Annotated in this window: 20 protein-coding genes and 1 riboswitch; of the genes, 14 read left to right on the forward strand and 6 right to left on the reverse strand. The window is 71.9% G+C overall.

What is annotated here, in order from left to right:
- Together HZF07_RS02945 and HZF07_RS02950 are read right to left on the reverse strand one after the other, a co-directional pair.
- Positions 1–213 carry a hypothetical protein gene (locus HZF07_RS02945; protein WP_157346855.1) on the reverse strand — a complete coding sequence of 71 codons (213 nt, stop codon included), beginning with the start codon at positions 211–213 and terminating at the stop codon, positions 1–3.
- A gap of 103 nt (positions 214–316) precedes the next feature.
- A complete protein-coding gene (locus HZF07_RS02950; RefSeq protein ID WP_157346856.1) occupies positions 317–1117 on the reverse strand; it encodes a crotonase/enoyl-CoA hydratase family protein in 801 nt (266 codons plus the stop codon).
- Between the two features lie 46 nt (positions 1118–1163).
- On the opposite strand from HZF07_RS02950, the gene HZF07_RS02955 reads away from it, so the two are divergent.
- From HZF07_RS02955 to HZF07_RS23625, 3 genes are all read left to right on the forward strand, one after another.
- Positions 1164–2825: an acyl-CoA synthetase gene (locus HZF07_RS02955; protein WP_181644692.1), complete on the forward strand. Its 1662-nt coding sequence runs from the start codon at positions 1164–1166 to the stop codon at positions 2823–2825.
- Between the two features lie 17 nt (positions 2826–2842).
- Positions 2843–3946 carry an NAD(P)H-dependent flavin oxidoreductase gene (locus HZF07_RS02960; protein ID WP_157346857.1) on the forward strand — a complete coding sequence of 368 codons (1104 nt, stop codon included), beginning with the start codon at positions 2843–2845 and terminating at the stop codon, positions 3944–3946.
- 114 nt (positions 3947–4060) lie between these two features.
- Entirely contained in the window at positions 4061–4195 is a 135-nt protein-coding gene (locus HZF07_RS23625; RefSeq protein ID WP_258562473.1) for a hypothetical protein, read from the forward strand.
- Positions 4196–4223: 28 nt separating this feature from the next.
- Here HZF07_RS23625 and HZF07_RS02965 read toward each other — a convergent pair whose 3' ends face one another.
- The 4 genes from HZF07_RS02965 to HZF07_RS02980 form a co-directional block, all read right to left on the reverse strand.
- A complete protein-coding gene (locus tag HZF07_RS02965) occupies positions 4224–4445 on the reverse strand; it encodes a hypothetical protein (RefSeq protein ID WP_157346858.1) in 222 nt (73 codons plus the stop codon).
- A gap of 103 nt (positions 4446–4548) precedes the next feature.
- On the reverse strand, positions 4549–5598 hold the full coding sequence (locus HZF07_RS24290) for an NAD(P)H-dependent amine dehydrogenase family protein (RefSeq protein ID WP_220131820.1): 1050 nt from the start codon (positions 5596–5598) through the stop codon (positions 4549–4551).
- 40 nt (positions 5599–5638) lie between these two features.
- The gene (locus tag HZF07_RS02975) at positions 5639–6895 is read right to left on the reverse strand and encodes a DUF1501 domain-containing protein (protein WP_198346524.1); all 1257 of its coding nucleotides are present in this window, start codon (positions 6893–6895) and stop codon (positions 5639–5641) included.
- Between the two features lie 5 nt (positions 6896–6900).
- On the reverse strand, positions 6901–8442 hold the full coding sequence (locus HZF07_RS02980) for a DUF1800 domain-containing protein (protein ID WP_157346860.1): 1542 nt from the start codon (positions 8440–8442) through the stop codon (positions 6901–6903).
- Between the two features lie 272 nt (positions 8443–8714).
- On the opposite strand from HZF07_RS02980, the gene HZF07_RS02985 reads away from it, so the two are divergent.
- The 11 genes from HZF07_RS02985 to HZF07_RS03035 all read left to right on the forward strand — a co-directional run bounded on the left by HZF07_RS02985 (position 8715) and on the right by HZF07_RS03035 (position 17037).
- Positions 8715–10079 (forward strand): hemolysin family protein, encoded by a 1365-nt coding sequence (locus tag HZF07_RS02985; protein WP_157346861.1) that lies wholly within the window; start codon positions 8715–8717, stop codon positions 10077–10079.
- Positions 10076–11161, forward strand: coding sequence for a hemolysin family protein (locus HZF07_RS02990; RefSeq protein ID WP_157346862.1), 1086 nt, complete (start codon positions 10076–10078; stop codon positions 11159–11161). Before HZF07_RS02985 ends, HZF07_RS02990 begins: the two co-directional genes overlap by 4 nt.
- A 43-nt stretch (positions 11162–11204) precedes the next feature.
- A complete protein-coding gene (locus HZF07_RS02995) occupies positions 11205–11804 on the forward strand; it encodes a CDP-alcohol phosphatidyltransferase family protein (RefSeq protein WP_309504335.1) in 600 nt (199 codons plus the stop codon).
- Positions 11797–12681 (forward strand): DUF881 domain-containing protein, encoded by an 885-nt coding sequence (locus tag HZF07_RS03000; protein WP_157346864.1) that lies wholly within the window; start codon positions 11797–11799, stop codon positions 12679–12681. Before HZF07_RS02995 ends, HZF07_RS03000 begins: the two co-directional genes overlap by 8 nt.
- Positions 12678–13010 carry a small basic family protein gene (locus HZF07_RS03005; protein ID WP_181644693.1) on the forward strand — a complete coding sequence of 111 codons (333 nt, stop codon included), beginning with the start codon at positions 12678–12680 and terminating at the stop codon, positions 13008–13010. Before HZF07_RS03000 ends, HZF07_RS03005 begins: the two co-directional genes overlap by 4 nt.
- 3 nt (positions 13011–13013) lie before the next feature.
- Positions 13014–13778: a DUF881 domain-containing protein gene (locus HZF07_RS03010; RefSeq protein WP_157346865.1), complete on the forward strand. Its 765-nt coding sequence runs from the start codon at positions 13014–13016 to the stop codon at positions 13776–13778.
- Positions 13779–13832: 54 nt separating this feature from the next.
- Entirely contained in the window at positions 13833–14219 is a 387-nt protein-coding gene (gcvH, locus tag HZF07_RS03015; RefSeq protein ID WP_181644694.1) for a glycine cleavage system protein GcvH, read from the forward strand.
- Positions 14220–14325: 106 nt separating this feature from the next.
- Positions 14326–14850: an FHA domain-containing protein gene (locus HZF07_RS03020; RefSeq protein ID WP_157346866.1), complete on the forward strand. Its 525-nt coding sequence runs from the start codon at positions 14326–14328 to the stop codon at positions 14848–14850.
- A 48-nt stretch (positions 14851–14898) separates the two neighbouring features.
- Entirely contained in the window at positions 14899–15594 is a 696-nt protein-coding gene (gene ftsR / locus HZF07_RS03025) for a transcriptional regulator FtsR (RefSeq protein WP_198346525.1), read from the forward strand.
- A 146-nt stretch (positions 15595–15740) separates the two neighbouring features.
- Positions 15741–16208, forward strand: coding sequence for a bifunctional nuclease family protein (locus tag HZF07_RS03030; protein ID WP_181644695.1), 468 nt, complete (start codon positions 15741–15743; stop codon positions 16206–16208).
- A 232-nt stretch (positions 16209–16440) separates the two neighbouring features.
- On the forward strand, positions 16441–17037 hold the full coding sequence (locus HZF07_RS03035; RefSeq protein WP_181644696.1) for a MerR family transcriptional regulator: 597 nt from the start codon (positions 16441–16443) through the stop codon (positions 17035–17037).
- Positions 17038–17138: 101 nt separating this feature from the next.
- Positions 17139–17248, forward strand: a riboswitch (glycine riboswitch).
- Positions 17249–17284: the final 36 nt, after the last annotated feature.

A 17284-nucleotide genomic window follows, 5' to 3' on the forward strand; every position in this document is an offset into this window, starting at 1 on the left:
TCAGTGACGCTTGCGGCGATCGTGCTGCGACTGGGCGCGGCGCCGCTTGCGCTCCTTGCGCTCCGGGCTGCCGTGCTCCGTGTGCGACGCGTTCTCGGCTCCCGTGTGGTGGTGCGGGGCGGGATCGACGGTCGTGCGCGGCCGGTCGCTGCGCCGCAGCACGATCGCCACGAGCGCGATGCCGACGACCGCGAACACGATGACGTAGAACATCGCCGTTTCCTCCCGGTTGACCGATGGTCCGCTGGTCAGTCTGCCGAACACACGACGATCCCGGCTAGCGAGCGCCGAACCGCGGACGCGCGGAGCGGCGGCGTCAGCGGCCCTGGAAGACCGGCGTCCGCTTCTCGGCGAAGGCGCGGGGTCCCTCCTTGGCGTCGTCGGAGGCGAAGACGGCCATGCCGACCGTGGCGTCGTCGGCCCAGCAGTCCTCCTCGTGCCTGCCCTCGGAGTCGCGGACGGTCCTGAGGATCGCCTGGACGGCGAGCGGGCCGTTGGCGCAGATCAGGTCGGCGATCTCGTGGGCCTTCGCGAGCGCCTCGCCGTCGGGGACGACGTGGCCGATCAGGCCGATCTCCTTCGCCTCGGGCGCCTTGATCGCCCGGCCGGTGAGCAGCAGGTCGAGCGCGACGGTGTACGGGATCTGCCGGGGGAGCCGGACGGCGGAGCCGCCCATCGGGTAGAGGCTCCACCTGGCCTCCGCGACGCCGAAGCGGGCGGACTCACCCGCGATCCGGATGTCGGTGCCCTGCAGGATCTCCGTGCCACCGGCGATCGCCGGCCCCTCGACCGCGGCGATGAGCGGCTTGGTGAGCCGGAAGCCCTTGAGCAGGCCCTTGATGACCGACGGGTCGAAGCCGGACTTGAAGCTCTCGTCGGGCGACCGCTTCGTGGCCGCCTTGAGGTCCATGCCCGCGCAGAAGTAGCCACCGGCGCCGGTGAGGATGCAGACCCGGATCGAGTCGTCGGTGTTGACCCGGTCCCAGGCCTCCTCCATGATCGCCAGCATCTCGCCCGAGAGCGCGTTGCGCGTCTCGGGGCGGTTCATCGTGACGATCAGCTTGTGGCCTTCCTGCTCGACGAGGCAGTGCGGGGCTTCCGAGTTCGCGTCGGTCATGCGGCGGAGCCTAGCCAAGAACAAGAACGTGTTCTAGTCTCGCGGCGTGGCTCACAACATCGCTGATCTCTTCGAACACGCCGTCGACGCCGCGCCGGACAACCTGGCCGTCAAGGTCGGCGACCGGACCGTGACCTACGCCGAGCTGGAGGCCGATGCCAACCGGCTCGCTCACTACCTGCAGTCGCAGGGGGTGGGACCGGGCGACCACGTCGCCATCTACGCCAAGAACAGCATCGAGCACGTGGTGGCGACCCTGGCGATCGTGAAGATCCGGGCCACCACGATCAACGTCAACTACCGCTACGTCGAGGCCGAGCTCGACTACCTCTTCGACAACGCCGACGTCGTCGCGCTCATCCACGAGCGCTCCTACGCGCCCCTGGTCGCGGCCTGCTGGCCCAAGCACGAGAAGCTCACGGTCGCCGTCGTCGTGGACGACGCGCTCGACCCGGACGACCAGTCCGACTTCTCGTCGTACGGCGGGGTGCACTACGACGAGGCGATCGCCGGCCAGAGCGCGGAGCGCGACTTCGGCGAGCGCAGCCCCGACGACATCCACATCATCTACACCGGCGGCACGACCGGCTTCCCCAAGGGCGTCATGTGGCGCCACGAGGACTTCTGGCGGGTGCTCGGCGGCGGCATCGACTTCTACACCGGCGAGCCGCTGGAGGAGTACACCCAGTCGAGCCAGGCCAACGACCCGCGGATGGTCACCTTCCCGCTCAGCCCGCTCATGCACGGCGGCGCGCAGGCCGGACTGCTGATGCACCTCTTCGCGGGACACCTGACGATCCTCGAGCCGAAGTTCGACCCGGTCCGCACCTGGGAGCTGATCGAGCGGGAGAAGATCCAGCTCATCTTCATGACCGGCGACGCGATGGCCCGGCCGCTGATCGAGGCCTACGAGGCGAAGGCCGCGACCGGCACGCCGTACGACGGCTCCAGCCTGTTCGCGATCTCGAGCAGCGCGGCGATCTTCAGCCCGCCGGTCAAGGAGCGCTGGATGGCGGCGTTCCCGAACGCCGTCTTCACCGACTCGGTCGGCTCGACCGAGACCGGCTTCTCCGGCATGGGCATGGGCGACCCCAACAACATCTCCAAGGACGGTCCGATCGTCGGCCTCGGCCCGGGCAGCGTCGTCCTCGACGAGGACAACCGGATCCTCGACCCGGAGACGAACGTCGGCAGGACCGGTCGGCTCGCCCGCGGCGGCTCGGTGCCGGTCGGCTACTACAAGGACCCGATCAAGTCGGCGGCGACCTTCATCGAGATCGACGGCGCCCGCTACTCCGTGCCCGGCGACTTCGCCCGGATCGAGGAGGGCAAGCGGATCACGCTGCTCGGCCGCGGCTCCAACTGCGTCAACACCGGCGGTGAGAAGGTCTACCCCGAGGAGGTCGAGATGGCCATCAAGGGACACCCGGCCGTGTACGACGTGCTCGTGGTCGGCATCCCCGACGAGAAGTACGGCCAGGCGGTGGCCGCGGTCGCGGAGCTGCGCGAGGGCCAGACCCTCGAGCTGGAGGACCTGCGCACCTACCTGCGCGCGCACCTGTCCGGCTACAAGCTGCCGCGGTCGCTGACGATCGTCGACCGGGTGCCGCGCAACGCCACCGGCAAGGCGCAGTACCCCGCCGCCAAGGAGATGGCGCTGGCCGGCTTCGCGGCCAAGGCCGCCGTCGTCGACCCGACGTCCGTCTGACTCTCGGAGAGGCACCCATGCGCACCCCCATCTGCGACACCTTCGGCATCGACTACCCGATCTTCGCCTTCACCCCGTCGGAGCACGTGGCCGCGGCCGTGTCGCGGGCCGGCGGCCTCGGCGTGCTCGGCTGCGTGCGGTTCAACGACACCGAGGAGCTCGAGCAGACGCTGAGCTGGCTGGACGACAACACTGACGGCAAGCCCTACGGCGTCGACATCGTGATGCCGATGAAGATCCCCACGGAGGGCAAGTCGGTCGACCTGAAGGCGATGATCCCGCAGGACCACATCGACTTCGTGGACCGGACGCTGCAGAAGCTCGGCGTGCCCCCGCTGCCCGAGGGCGAGGGCCGGGAGGGCGTGCTCGGCTGGCTGCACTCCGTGGCCCGGTCGCACCTCGACGTGGCCCTCCAGCACCGACCGGTGCTGATCGCCAACGCGCTCGGCTCGCCGCCGGTGGACGTGATCGAGAAGTGCCACGACCACGGGATCAAGGTGGCGGCGCTGGCCGGGGCCGCGAAGCATGCGCTGTCCCACGTGCGCAACGGCGTCGACATCATCGTGGCGCAGGGCTACGAGGCGGGCGGGCACACCGGCGAGATCGCCAGCATGGTGCTGCAGCCCGACATCGTGGACGCGGTCGGCCCCGACGTGCCCGTGCTCGGTGCGGGCGGCATCGGCTCGGGCCGCCAGGTCGCGGCGTCGCTCGCGCTCGGCGCGCAGGGCGTGTGGACCGGGTCGATCTGGCTCGGCACGGAGGAGTACCAGAGCCTCCAGTCGAACGCGGGCTGGACCGAGGCGTTCACCCGCGCGACGTCGTCCGACACCGTGCGCACGCGCATCTACACCGGCAAGCCGGCGCGGCTGCTCAAGACGAAGTGGACCGAGGCCTGGGCCGAGGAGGACGCGCCCGAGCCGCTGCCGATGCCGCTGCAGAACCTGCTCGTCTCCGACGCCCACAACCGGATCAACGCCTCCGGCGACCCCGACGTCATCTCGATGCCGATCGGGCAGATCGTCGGCCGGATGAACGAGGTGCGCCCGGTCGCCGACGTGATGGCGTCGCTGGTGGCGGAGTTCGAGGAGGCCGTCGGCCGCCTGGAGTCGATCCGCACGTAGCGCACGTAGCGCAAGGAGTCCGCAAGGTTCTCCCCAGAACTGCCCTGACGCTACCGATCGGGCCGGCGCGCGACGCACCATGGGATGTCGTCGTGGTGCTGGGGGGTGCTCGAGATGAGGTCGTTGCTGCACGTGGTGGCACAGGTCGTGGTCGTGCTGGTGAGCGCGTGGTGCCTGCTGGTGCAGGTCGCCCACGTCGACCAGGCGTGGAGCGGGGTCCGCGACCGCACGGAGGCGACCGCCCGCTAGCCGGGTCTCGCCGCCCTCTGATCGGCTCCTACCCGGCGACCGCACCGGAGCGGAAGCCCGGCCACGCCCACCAGTGCCGGTTGCGCCGTCGGACGCGGACGCGCGCGGGCGGCGTCGGACCGGGTGCCGGCGTGGTCGTGGTGCGGACGGCGTGGGCGCGCCGGATGTCCTCGGCGCGCCGAGCGGCCTCGCCGGCCTGGGCGCGGGCGTGGTCGACGGCGAAGGTGGGGTGGATCCCGGTGGTGTTCATGGCTGCTCCTCGGCGTGGAAGGGTCGTGTCGATGTCATCGACCCTCGCGCTAAGACAGCACGGTGGAATCAGGCGGAATCCGTATCTTCCGACGCTTCCCGCCTCAGCGCAGGTCGGGGTGCGCCCGGCCGGCGATGAGCGGCAGGTCGAGGTAGGTCCTGATGCCCGGGTCGGCGGCGACCACGTAGGGGATCGAGTTCACGCAGTGCACGGCCGTGGCGACGATGCCCGGGTTGCGGACCAGGCCCTCCTCGACCGTCTCCGGCTGCCAGCCCTTGATGGTGACGAAGGCGCTGGGGTCGCCCTGGACCTCGACCTCGAACCGCTCGCCCTCGGGCCCGAAGGTCCAGGCGGGGGAGAGGTGCTCCTCGCCCATCAGCCAGTTGACGGCGATGCGGACGACGCACGCCTCGCCGACGTACGCCTCCCAGACGAACCGCTGCCCGGCCACCAGGCCCGGCTCGATGACGCCGATCGGCGTCGAGATCGGGGCGGTCGCGACCGCGACCTCCTGCGACGTGCGGATCTCGGCGTCGGGGGAGAAGCCGAGCGTGTCGAGGCACATCCGCACCGACTGGATGAACCCGCCGGACAGCAGACCGAGCATCGGTCCGCCCATCGCCTCCTCCGGCGGGCCGCCGAACATCATGATGTGGCGGACGACGTCCGGCGCGTCGTAGGTGCGGATGTCGGAGAACTCCTCGCCGCGCACGAAGGTCACCTTGGCCGACAGCGCCGAGAACATCAGCGGGTGCAGCTCGGTGATGCCGCCGGGGTTGATCCCGGTGCCGTGCAGCGTGGTGCCGCCCTCGGCGCACGCGGCGGCGAGCGGGGCGCCGTCCTTCTCGGAGGGGTAGAACCAGCCGACCGGCGTGACCACGTCGAACCCCGCGCGCAGCAGCGCGGCGACCTCGTCGCGGTCGGGGATGAGCGGGGCGTAGACGACCGCGTCGGCGTCCAGCGCCAGCACCTCGTCGACCGACGTGGTGGCCAGCACCCCGATCGGCTCGCGGCCGATGATCGTGCCGACGTCGACGCCGTGCTTGGCCTCCGAGTGGACCCAGCAGCCGACGAGCTCGAGCTCGGGGTGGTCGAGGACGGCTTCGATCGCGGCCCGGCCGACGCCGCCGGTGGCCCACTGGATGACGCGCACGGCGCCACCCTCTCAACTAGAACGTGTTCTCGTCCAGCGTCTACAGCGACGTCATCACACCGACGGGTTCCGGGGAGAACCGCGGGAACACGGTCGCCGTCGACGCGCCGAAGCGGGTCGCGACCACCTCCGCCAGCACGCTGCGGTAGTCGGTCGTGACGAGCAGGTCGGCGTCGCCGTCGGCCCGCAGCCCCGGCCAGGAGCCGTAGTAGCGGCCGCCGCGGACCCCCGCGCCGGCGAGCAGCATGACGTTGCCGTAGCCGTGGTCGAGGCCCTGGCTGGCGTTCTCGACCACCCGGCGCCCGAACTCGCTGATCGTCAGCAACGTGACCTTGCCCGCCTGGTCGCCGAGGTCGCCGAGGAAGGCCGCGATCGCGCCGGCGAGCTCGCCCACGTTGTCGACCATCCACCCGCCGTCGGCGCTGCCGATCCCCGCGTGCATGTCCCAGTCGCCCTGGTCGACGGTGAAGACCTCGACGCCGACGTTGCCGCGGATCGCGCGGGCGACCTGCGCGAGCGCCTTGCCCAGGTCGGTGTCGGGGTAGCTGCTCGTCGTGTCGGCGGCCGCCTGCGCCGGGCCGAACGTGTCGACCGCCTCGTACGTCGAGCGCATGGCGCGCCCGAGTGGCGAGCGGTCGTGGTCCCACAGCGTGCGCAGCGAGCGCCGGCGCTCTCCGTGGTCCCACTCGTCCTCGCCGGGCAGCCCGACGTCGTCGACCGCGGACGCCGACATCGTGGGCTCGGGGCCGAAGAGCGAGGTCGGGGTGACCCCGCCGCTCATGTTGAACCCCTGGAGCGGCGAGCGCCCCGGCGCGGTCCCGATGAGGCGGTTGAGCCACCCGCTGCGGCTCTCCGAGCCGGGGTCGGCGTCCTCGACCTCCTCCATCGCCGCGAAGTGCGACCGGTTGGGCGACGGCAGCCCCGTCGCGTGCACCGCGGCGACCTGGCCGGCGGCCCACATCGGCAGCAGCGGTGCGAGCGCCGGGTGCAGGCCGAACATCCCGTCCTTCGCGAGCAGCCGGTCGGCGGGCACGGCGATCCGCGGCCGGGCCGCGTAGTAGACCGGGTCGGCGTGCGGCACGACCATCGACAGCCCGTCGGCGGCACCGCGGAGCGACAGCACGACGAGCACCGCGGGTGCGGGCGTCGCCGAGGCGGCGGACGCGGTGACGGCGGCCGAGCCGACGAGGGTGGTCGCGCCGGCCAGCGCGACCGCGCCGGTGAAGAGGCCGCGCCGGGACACGGCGGCGAACTCGGGGCAGCACGGCTGCGGAGCGGCGGAGGTCAGGGGGTCCATGGCGGTCACCGGGTCATGAAGTCGGGGGAGTCGAGCAGGGTGGTGAGCAGGCGCGGCATGCCCCAGCGCACGAGGTCGTGCTCGCGGGTGATCCGCGCGCGAGGCTTGCAGCCGGTCGCCTGGCAGCACGCCGCGAGCAGCCGCTTGGATGCCGGCTCGTGCAGCACCAGTCGCGCCATGTGGTCGACGAGCGCGTCGAAGCGCACCGTGCGGGCCGGCAGCCAGGACGCCGGCGCCGGGTAGCGGATGCCCCGGCTGGGCCACCACCCGCCGGCCAGGGAGCGGTGGACCGCGAGCGACGCGACCAGGCGGGACGGCGACGACCAGGACTCGCTGTCGATCGGCTGGCCGTCGGGCCGGGGCCAGTCGAAGGGCTTGATGCCCATCCCGGCCACCTGCCACAGCAGCGCGTTGGCGGCGTGCTCGTCGCCGGCGTCACCGGCCGGCGGGCGACTCACGCGGATGCCCAGGGCGCGGTACGCCGCGACCAGGTCCTCGCCGGGGTCGCGCACCTTCACCCCCGCCGCGCGGGCGAACTCGGGGGACCGCACCAGCGCCCTGAGCACGGGCACGATCGCGGTGTCGTTGGCGAGGTAGACCCGCGCGAGCCGGGCGACCAGCGCGTCCGACGGGTCGTCGCGGACGAACTTCACGGCCAGCCGACGTGCCACGCGGCGGGCGGTCGCCGGGTGGTGCGCGAGGTAGCGGAGGTAGTCCCGCGTCACCGCGCGCCCGTCGGCGGACGCGTTGCGGCTCTCGAAGCCGAGCACCTTCACGCGTCCTCGGGCGTGGCCCTCCTCGTCGTACTTCGCGCGGAACGTGGTCCACATCTCGACCGTCCAGCCCGTGAGGATCCGGGCGGACGCCTTGACGTCGTCCTCGCTGTAGACGCGGCCGACGGTGTAGAGCTCGAGCAGCTCACGGCCGAGGTTCTCGTTGGGGTGCTGGCGCGTCGACGAGACGTTGTCGAGGTTGATGAGCATCGCGGGGTGCGTGACCACGGCGGTGAGCAGGTCGTCGAACCGGCCGAGCGCGTGCCGGCGGATCTCGTCGCCGTAGTCGGCGCGCCAGGTGAACTGGGCGTCCCCGTTGACCGGCACGTTGAAGTGGTGCTCCCACAGCTCGGTCATCACCTCGTGGACCTGCCGACGGGTGCGCATCCGGCGCACCAGCAGCCACCGCTGGTAGTCGGCCATGACCTGCCAGCCGTACTCCACCCCGGTGCGCTGCCGCTGCCACAGGTCGGTGCAGCCGCGGTCGAGGCTGGGCCACCAGGCGCGGACGGCATCGGCGTCCCGGTCCGGCACCGAGCCCGGTCGCAGCTGCTGCTCGAACCACGCGGCCGCCCCGCCGGCCCGGCGTACGTCGCGGGCCAGCGCCGGCGTGAGCCCGTAGGAGAAGCGGCGGACGAGGTGCCGGTCTCGCGGGCTCAGCAGGCGCACGCGGGAGCGGCGCCGGGGGCGGTACGCCGCGGCGTCCTCGCGCGGGACCGCGACCGCGGCGGCACCGGCGGGCGCGGCCGCGAGGAGCGATCGACGGGTGGGCATGCGGCGACTCCGGGTGCGGTGCGCGGTGCCGGTCGCTCTCCCCGAGTGGGAGCCCGTCCGCGGACTGCGTCGATCCTAGGACGGGCGCCGCGGAACTGCCGAGGTCTCGCGAAAGCCAGACCCCTCGGGTGGGCCGCTACGATGCCTGCACCAGACCCCGCACTGTGAGGACGCAACGCCCAGCCCATGGACGGCTCTCAAAGTCCGCAGCTCTCCCCGCCGCCCGGCGCCGCACGCAACGGCTCGACCGGCACTGACGTGGGAGGGCGCGCATGACGACCTGGTTACTGCTCCTCACCGCCGCGGTGATGATCGCCGCCTGCGGCGCCTTCGTGGCGGCGGAGTTCTCCTTCGTGACGGTCGACCGCAACCAGGTCGAGCAGGCCGCGGCCGGCGGGGACCCGCGCGCCCAGCGGCTCCAGCGCGCGCTGCGCTCGCTGTCGACCCAGCTGTCCGGCGCGCAGGTCGGCATCACGATCACCAACCTCGCGATCGGCTACCTCGCCGAGCCGGCGATCGCCGACCTGATCGACCAGCCGCTCGCGGAGCTCGGCGTACCCGAGAGTGCGGTGACGCCGATCGCCGTCGGCCTCGGGCTGGCCGTCGGCACCGTGCTCACGATGATCTTCGGCGAGCTGGTGCCCAAGAACCTCGCGATCGCGCGGCCGCTGCGGGTCGCGCTGGCCACGGAGCGGTTCCAGAGCGGCTTCACCGCGGTGATGCGGGGGCCGATCCGGGTGCTCAACGGCTCCGCGAACGCGATCGTCCGCCGGCTCGGCGTCGAGCCTCAGGAGGAGCTCCGGTCCGCGCGCAGCTCCACCGAGCTGGCATCGCTGATCGAGCGCTCGGCGACCCTGGGGACCCTGGACCACGAGACGGCCGAGCTGATGGGCCGGTCCGTGGAGTTCGGCGCCCGTACGGCGGGCGAGATCATGACGCCCCGGGTGCGATGCACCAGCCTCGGCGTCAACGACCGCGCCACCACCCTGATCGAGCGCACCCGTGAGACCGGGCACTCCCGGTTCCCGGTCGTGGACGCCGACGAGACCGTCGTCGGCACCGTGCACGTCAAGGCGGCCGTCGCCCTGCCGGTCGGCGAGCGAGCCACGACCAAGGTCAAGCACCTGATGTCGAAGCCGATCATCGTGCCCGACTCGCTGCGTCTCGACCCGCTGCTCGCGCTGCTGCGCCGCGACGGCTTCCAGCTCGCGGTCGTCCTCGACGAGTACGGCGGGTTCGACGGCATCGTCACCCTCGAGGACGTGGTGGAGGAGATCGTCGGGGAGATCGCCGACGAGCACGACCCGGCCAGCGCGAACGCCCGGCACCTCACCGACGGTCGCTGGTCGCTCTCCGGCCTGCTGCGCCCCGACGAGGTCGAGGACCTCACCGGCGTGGTGCTGCCCGACCACGAGGACTACGACACGATCGCCGGCCTCGTGCTGCGCGAGCTCGGCCGGGTCCCGGAGGTCGGTGACCTCGCGGAGATCGTCGTGCCCGGCGTCGCGGACCCCGGCACGGAGGACCCGGTCAACCGGTTGGCGGTGCTCACCGTCGAGCGGATGGACGGCCTGCGCATCGACCGGCTGTCGCTGCGGCTGCTCGACCAGCCCGACCCGGGGGAGGGCGGGTCATGAGCCCCACCGCCGCGATCACGCTCGCCGTCGTGCTGCTCGGCCTCAACGCCTTCTTCGTGGGCGCGGAGTTCGCACTCGTCTCCGCGCGCCGCAGCCAGATCGAGCCGCGCGCCCAGGCCGGGTCGCGGCTGGCACGCACCACGCTGCGCGCGATGGAGAGCGTCTCGCTGATGATGGCCGGCGCCCAGCTCGGCATCACGATCTGCTCGCTCGGCCTCGGCGCCGTCGGCGAGCCGGCCGTCGCCCACCTCATCGAGCCGGGCCTGCAGGCGCTGCACGTGCCGCACGAGCTGGTGCACCCGATCGCCTTCCTCGTCGCCCTCGCGATCGTGGTCTTCCTGCACGTCGTGCTCGGCGAGATGGTGCCCAAGAACATCGCCCTGGCCGGCCCGGACCGGGCGGCGATCGTGCTCGGACCGCCGATGCTGATGATCGTCAGCGTCCTGCGGCCGCTGATCGTGGGGCTCAACGCCATCGCCAACGGCACGCTCCGGCTGATCCGGGTCGAGCCCAAGGACGAGCTGAGCTCGACCTACACCCGCGAGGAGGTCGCCGCGCTCGTCGAGGAGTCGCACGGCGAGGGCCTGCTGGAGTCCGACGAGTACGACCGGCTGGCGGGCGCACTCGGCTTCACCGAGAAGTCGGTCGCCGCCGTGCTGATGCCGCCGGAGTCGCTCACGACGGTCGAGCGGGGGGCGTCGGTCGAGGAGGTCGAGGCGGTGTGCGCGGCGACCGGCTTCAGCCGGTTCCCGGTGGCGGGCGCCGACGGGGACCTCGTCGGCTACCTGCACATCAAGGACGTGCTGGAGACCGACCCGGCCCGGCGTACCCGAGCGGTGGCGGACAAGTGGATCCGCCCGTTCGCGCCGGTGCCCGCCGACGCGGCCCTGCACGACGCCCTCGAGACCCTGCAGCGCCGCGGCGCGCACATGGCGCGCGTCGTCGACGCCGGCGGCAGCACGCTCGGCCTGGCGACCCTGGAGGACGTGATCGAGGAGCTGGTCGGCGAGATCCGCGATGCCGCCCATCTCGACGACCCGGCTGCGGCCCGGGAGTCGGGTCCGGTGCACGGCGACGGCTAGGGTGTGCGCTGGCAGACACAGCGGCGACACGGGCAGGACTTCGGTGGGAGACGACACGACGGTCAACCGTGTCTGGACGCTGCCCAATGTGCTGAGCATGGTCCGGCTCGCGGGCGTGCCGCTCTTCCTGTGGTTGGTGCTCGGCCCCGAGGCCGACCTGCTCGCACTCGGCGTCCTGATGCTGTCGGGCGTCACCGACTTCCTGGACGGCTACCTCGCCCGGCGGCTCGGCCAGACCTCGGTGCTCGGCCAGGTGCTGGACCCGGTGGCCGACCGGCTCTACATCCTCGCGGTCGTCGTCGGGCTCGCGCTGCGCGACATCGTGCCGTGGTGGGTGGCGCTGTCGCTGCCACTGCGCGACCTGCTGCTGTGGGGGCTCGTCCCGTTGCTCCGCACCCGTGGCTACAGCGCGCTGCCGGTGCACTTCCTCGGCAAGGCCGCGACGTTCAACCTGCTCTACGCCTTCCCGCTGCTGCTGCTCGGTGACGGCAGCGGCACCGTCGCCACGCTCGCCCAGGTGTTCGGCTGGGCCTTCGCCATCTGGGGCATCGCGCTCTACTGGTGGGCCGGGATCCTCTACGCGTGGGAGGTGCGCAACCTGCTGCGCACCACCGAGCGCCCGGCCAGGACGAGCGATGCCTGAGTCGCCGGCGGAGCGCGACGCCGCCCGCGCGGCGATCGCCGACCGCGCGCGGACCCCGCTGCTGAACCTGATCACCCAGGAGTCGCTCGACCAGGACTACCAGCACGTCGCCGAGAAGAAGCGCCTGGCGCCTCCGGGCGAGGACGCGTCGAGCGGCCGGCCCCGGTGGGTGGCCGCCGCCGTCGTGGCGGCGTTCGGCATGCTCGTCGCGGTCGCGGCCGTGCAGACGTCGAACGCCTCGGACATCACCAGCGCGAGCCGGCAGGAGCTGCTGGGCCAGATCAAGGCCCGCGGCGACGACGCCGCCGCGGTGCAGGGCGAGCTGGTCCGGCAGCGCGCCCGCAACATCCGCCTGCAGGACGCACGCGACGCCGTCGCAGCGGACGAGCGGACCACCGACAACCGCCGTGACCGGCTGGCCGCCCAGACCGGCTTCGGCCCGGTGAGCGGCCCGGGGGTCGAGATCACCGTCGACGACGCGCCCGGCGGCGCGGCGGTGCACGACGAGGACCTCACGCTGCTCGTCAACGGGCTCTGGCAGGCCGGCGCCGAGGCGATCGCGATCAACGGCAAGCGGCTGACGGCCCGGTCGGCGATCCGCAACGCGGGAGCCGCGATCAACGTCAACGGCGCACCGCTCTCCCCGCCGTACGTCGTGTCGGCGATCGGAGACGACCGGACCCTCCAGGCCGACCTGCTCGAGACCACCACCGGGCTGCGGTTCGCGAATCTCGCGGACGCGCTCGGGTTCCGCGTCGTGCAGAATGTCGGCGACCTCGACCTGCCCGGGGCTCCGCAGCGCCTGCTCGAGCTGCTGTCAGCACGGAGCGGGGACGACCGGGAACCGCCCGCCAGGAAGAAGGAGCCGCCGTCGTGATCGCCGCACTCGGGATGCTGGCGGGCATCGTGCTCGGGATCGTCTTCCAGCCGAACATCCCCCACGGGCTCGAGCCCTACCTGCCGATCGCGGTGGTCGCCGCCCTGGACGCCGTCTTCGGCGGCCTGCGTGCCTACCTCGACGGGATCTTCGACGACAAGGTCTTCGTGGTCTCGTTCGTCAGCAACGTCGTGATCGCGGCAGGCATCGTCTACCTCGGCGACCAGCTCGGCGTGGGGGAGCAGCTGTCCACCGGCGTCGTCGTGGTCCTCGGGATCCGGATCTTCTCCAACGTCGCCGCCATCCGCCGCCACCTCTTCCACGCCTGAGCCATGGCCGACGACACCGAGACCACTCCGCCGCCCCCGGACGACCTGCCGTCCGGCCGGGACCGGTTGCGGCGCGCGCTGCTGCGGCCCTCGCGTGGCCAGCTCGTCGTGGCCGTGCTGCTCGCGCTCGTCGGGTACGCCGCGGTCACGCAGGTGCGCTTCACCAACGTCGACGACACCTACGCGAGCCTGCGCGAGCAGGACCTGATCGCCCTCCTCAAGGGGCTCGACACGCAGTCGCAGCGCGCGGAGTCGGAGCTCGCGCGCCTGCGACGGACCCGCGACGACCTGCGCTCGGACACCGGCGCGCGCGAGGTCGCGCTCGCCCAGGCGGAGAAGCAGGTCGACGCGCTGGCGATCATGGCCGGCCTGGTGCCGGTCACCGGTCCCGGGGTTCGGATCACCATCACCGAGACCGACGGCTCGATCGACGTCGACTCGGTGGTCGACATGGTCCAGGAGCTGCGCACGGCCGGCGCCGAGGCGATCCAGTTCAACGAGGAGGTGCGTGTCGTCGCGCAGACCTCGTTCGAGGACGCCGTGGGCGGCATCGCCGTCGACGGGCAGGTGGTCACCTCGCCGTACGTCGTCGACGTGATCGGCGAGCCCGACGGCCTCGAGGGCGCGGTCGTCTTCCCCAAGGGGCCGCGCGACCAGTTCGAGGACCAGGGCGCCACCGTCACGGTGGACAAGCGCGCCCGCGTCGACATCGAGGCGGTCGTCGAGCCACGACAGCTGGAGTACGCCGATCCCGGGTCGGCGGAGTAGCCCGCGGCGCAGTAACCTCACCGCAGTCAGTGGACCCGAACCCGAGGAGACACCGTGTACCCCGACGACCTGAAGTACACCAGCGAGCACGAGTGGGTCCGCGAGCCGGGGGAGCACGAGGGCGCGGTCCGGATCGGCATCACCCACTACGCGCAGGACGCGCTGGGCGACATCGTCTACGTGTCGCTGCCCGAGGTCGGCGCGACCGTCACCGGCGGCGAGACCTGCGGCGAGCTGGAGTCCACCAAGTCGGTCAGCGACGTCTACGCGCCGATCTCCGGTGACGTCGTCGCCCGCAACGACGCCCTCGACACGACGCCCGAGCTCGTCAACAACGACGCGTACGGCGCCGGCTGGCTCTTCGAGGTCGTGCCGTCGGACCGGAGCCAGCTCGACGACCTCATGGACGCGTCGACGTACGAGGGCTCGCTCGAGGGCTGAGCCCGCCACTTTGCCTTGATCGGGCTCCCCGGGCTGATAGGTTCGGGGAAACCGTCAACCTCAGCCCTGCGTTGAGGGTTCAGTCGCCCGGACGAAGGACAGACCGATGCCGTTCTGCACAGTGTGTGGCACGCAGAACCCCGACGACGCGCGCTTCTGCGCGCAGTGCGGCAACCGCCTGCTCGAGGCGCCGGCCACCCCGGCCGGAGGCGTCGCTGACGTCGCCGGGGAGTCCACGGCGACGATCTCCATCTCCGCCGACAAGGCCGAGACCTCCGACCGTCAGCTCAACCCGGTCGACGCCGCGGCGGTCGACGCGCTGCCCGGCGGCCACGCGCTGCTCGTGGTGCAGCGCGGCCCGGGCTCCGGCAGCCGCTTCCTGCTCGACCAGGACGTCGTCACGGCCGGTCGGCACCCCGACAGCGAGATCTTCCTCGACGACGTGACCGTCTCGCGCCGCCACGCGGAGTTCCACCGCCAGGGCGAGACCTTCACGGTGAGCGACGTCGGCAGCCTCAACGGCACCTACGTCAACCGCGACCGCATCGACCGGGTGCAGCTCAGCGACGGCGACGAGGTGCAGATCGGCAAGTTCCGGCTGGTCTTCTTCGCGGGTCACGCGGGCGGGTAGGTCATGGTCGCTGCTTCGTCAGGCGTCCCCGCCTCGGCGCGGACGCGGATGAACATCGGGGAGGTGCTCGACCGCCTCCGCCCGGACTTCCCCGGGATCACCATCCCCAAGATCCGGTTCCTCGAGGACAAGGGCCTCATCAAGCCCGAGCGGACCCCGGCCGGCTACCGCAAGTTCTCGGTGCAGGACGTCGAGCGCCTGCGCTACGTGCTGCGCATGCAGCGCGACCACTACCTGCCGCTCAAGGTCATCGGCGAGCACCTCGACGCGATCGACCGAGGCCTCGAGCCGCCGCCGATCGAGTCCGTCGTACCCACCGTCCCCCAGGTGGCGCTCGCCGCCGACGGGCTACCGAGCCCCGAGTCCTTCCGCCGCCGCGACGACGTGCGGCTCTCGCGCCGCGAGCTCGTGAAGATCGCGGAGATCTCCGACGAGCTGCTGACCGAGCTCGAGCAGTACGGCCTGGTCGCCGGCTCGCGCACCGGCCACTACGACACCGACGCGCTGGTCATCGCGAAGACCGCGCGCGAGCTCGCCGACTTCGGCTTCGAGCCGCGTCACCTGCGCGCGTTCAAGACCGCCGCCGACCGCGAGGTCGGCCTGGTCGAGCAGGTCGTCGCCCCCCACAAGCGCGGCCGCGACGCCGCCGCTGCTGCCCGCGCGGAGGACACCGTCAGCGAGATCGCCGCCCTCTCCGTGCGGCTGCACGCCACGCTGGTGAAGTCGGGGCTGCGGCGCGGCTGAGCGGGGACGTGTCGGCCGGTGTCGGATTCACCGGTGCACCGGTGAAACCGTCACTTCTCGGCCGTTGCAACGCCTGAGAAGTGACAGCAAAGCCTGAGGAGTCAGGTGCGTCGGCGCGGTTCGGGTACGGGAGTAGGGTGAACGACGTGCGCGAAGTCGATGTCTTGGGAGTCAGGGTCGAGATGCCCTCCAACCAGCCGATCGTGCTGCTCCGGGAGGTGGCCGGCGACCGCTACCTGCCGATCTGGATCGGCGCGGTCGAGGCGACCGCGATCGCGTTCGCGCAGCAGGGGGTCGTCCCCCCGCGCCCGCTGACCCACGACCTGCTCAAGGACGTCCTCGAGGCCACCGGCAACGAGCTCGCCGAGGTGCAGATCACCGAGGTCAAGGACGGCGTCTTCTTCGCCAACCTGGTCTTCGGCTCCGGCGCCGAGGTGAGCGCCCGCCCCTCCGACTCGATCGCCCTGGCGCTGCGCACCGGCACGCGGATCGTGTGCGCCGAGGAGGTCCTCGACGAGGCAGGCCTGGCCGTGCCCGCCGAGCAGGAGGACGAGGTCGAGAAGTTCCGCGAGTTCCTCGACCAGGTCACGCCCGAGGACTTCGACGCGCACTGAGCGCAGTCGGGCCCATCTGGCTGCGGTGCCGTTGCTCGCACGGCCGCGGCACCCTCACCCTCAACCTGAGGTTGAGGGCTGCGACACGCCGCCGACCTCTTTGACGGGCCGGAGGTGGAGGCCTACCTTGAACTGTCTCTGTTGTAACTCCACCGCTGTAAACCCATCCGTGGGCGGACCGGCACCTTCCCCGAGTGAGTTACGGTCAACGGAGTAGCCCACGGAGGACCGTGTGAACGAGAACGAGGAGCAGCACGACGCCGAGGCGTCGCTCGCTGCCCAGCAGGCCGAAGAGCAAGGACTGCTCTTCGACGACGAGCTCACCCCGCTGCCCAGTGACACCGGCTACCGCGGGCCGACCGCGTGCAACGCCGCCGGCATCACCTACCGCCAGCTCGACTACTGGGCCCGCACCGGCCTGATCGAGCCGACGGTCCGCGGCGCGAAGGGCTCCGGCTCCCAGCGCCTCTACTCGTTCCAGGACATCCTGCTCCTCAAGGTCGTCAAGCGGCTGCTCGACGCGGGCATCTCGCTGCAGCAGATCCGTACGGCGGTCCAGCACCTGCGTCAGCGCGGCACCGAGGACCTCACCCGCGTCACGCTGATGAGCGACGGCGTCTCGGTCTACGAGTGCACGAGCAACGACGAGATCATCGACCTCCTCCAGGGCGGCCAGGGTGTCTTCGGCATCGCGATCGGCGGTGTCTGGCAGGAGATCGAGGGCACGCTCGCCGAGCTGCCCTCGGAGCGGACCGCCGAGGCCGAGGGCGACGAGTCCGTCGCCGGCGACGAGCTCGCCGCCCGGCGCGCGGCCCGCAAGATCGGCTGACGCCAGCTCACCTCACACGGCTCTGACTCCGGCCCGTCGCCACCTGGCGGCGGGCCGGAGTCGTCTCCGACGCCGGTCGCGGGTAGATTGGGTGGCGCCGTCAATCCCGCACGGGAGAGACTCCGCCGGTCGGCCTCGGCCAGTCGAGCGGAGCGCCGAAGGGGCAATTCCTCCCCGGAACCTCTCAGGCGCCAAGGACCGTGTGGATCAGGCAACTCTGGAGCCGCAGTGCCGCGACGACAGAGGG

Origin of the sequence: Nocardioides agri (assembly GCF_013778305.1) — a bacterium.
GTDB classification, from domain to species: domain Bacteria; phylum Actinomycetota; class Actinomycetes; order Propionibacteriales; family Nocardioidaceae; genus Nocardioides; species Nocardioides agri.

Coding starts and splice junctions, on each gene's coding strand:
- HZF07_RS02975 (WP_198346524.1), bottom strand. CDS start 6,895: ATGGACCCCCTGACCTCCGCCGCTCCGCAGCCGTGCTGCCCCGAGTTC.
- ftsR (WP_198346525.1), top strand. CDS start 14,899: ATGAACATCGGGGAGGTGCTCGACCGCCTCCGCCCGGACTTCCCCGGG.
- HZF07_RS02960 (WP_157346857.1), top strand. CDS start 2,843: ATGCGCACCCCCATCTGCGACACCTTCGGCATCGACTACCCGATCTTC.
- HZF07_RS02950 (WP_157346856.1), bottom strand. CDS start 1,117: ATGACCGACGCGAACTCGGAAGCCCCGCACTGCCTCGTCGAGCAGGAA.
- HZF07_RS02980 (WP_157346860.1), bottom strand. CDS start 8,442: ATGCCCACCCGTCGATCGCTCCTCGCGGCCGCGCCCGCCGGTGCCGCC.
- HZF07_RS03000 (WP_157346864.1), top strand. CDS start 11,797: ATGCCTGAGTCGCCGGCGGAGCGCGACGCCGCCCGCGCGGCGATCGCC.
- HZF07_RS03010 (WP_157346865.1), top strand. CDS start 13,014: ATGGCCGACGACACCGAGACCACTCCGCCGCCCCCGGACGACCTGCCG.
- HZF07_RS02945 (WP_157346855.1), bottom strand. CDS start 213: ATGTTCTACGTCATCGTGTTCGCGGTCGTCGGCATCGCGCTCGTGGCG.
- HZF07_RS03020 (WP_157346866.1), top strand. CDS start 14,326: ATGCCGTTCTGCACAGTGTGTGGCACGCAGAACCCCGACGACGCGCGC.
- HZF07_RS23625 (WP_258562473.1), top strand. CDS start 4,061: ATGAGGTCGTTGCTGCACGTGGTGGCACAGGTCGTGGTCGTGCTGGTG.
- HZF07_RS02985 (WP_157346861.1), top strand. CDS start 8,715: ATGACGACCTGGTTACTGCTCCTCACCGCCGCGGTGATGATCGCCGCC.
- HZF07_RS02990 (WP_157346862.1), top strand. CDS start 10,076: ATGAGCCCCACCGCCGCGATCACGCTCGCCGTCGTGCTGCTCGGCCTC.
- HZF07_RS02965 (WP_157346858.1), bottom strand. CDS start 4,445: ATGAACACCACCGGGATCCACCCCACCTTCGCCGTCGACCACGCCCGC.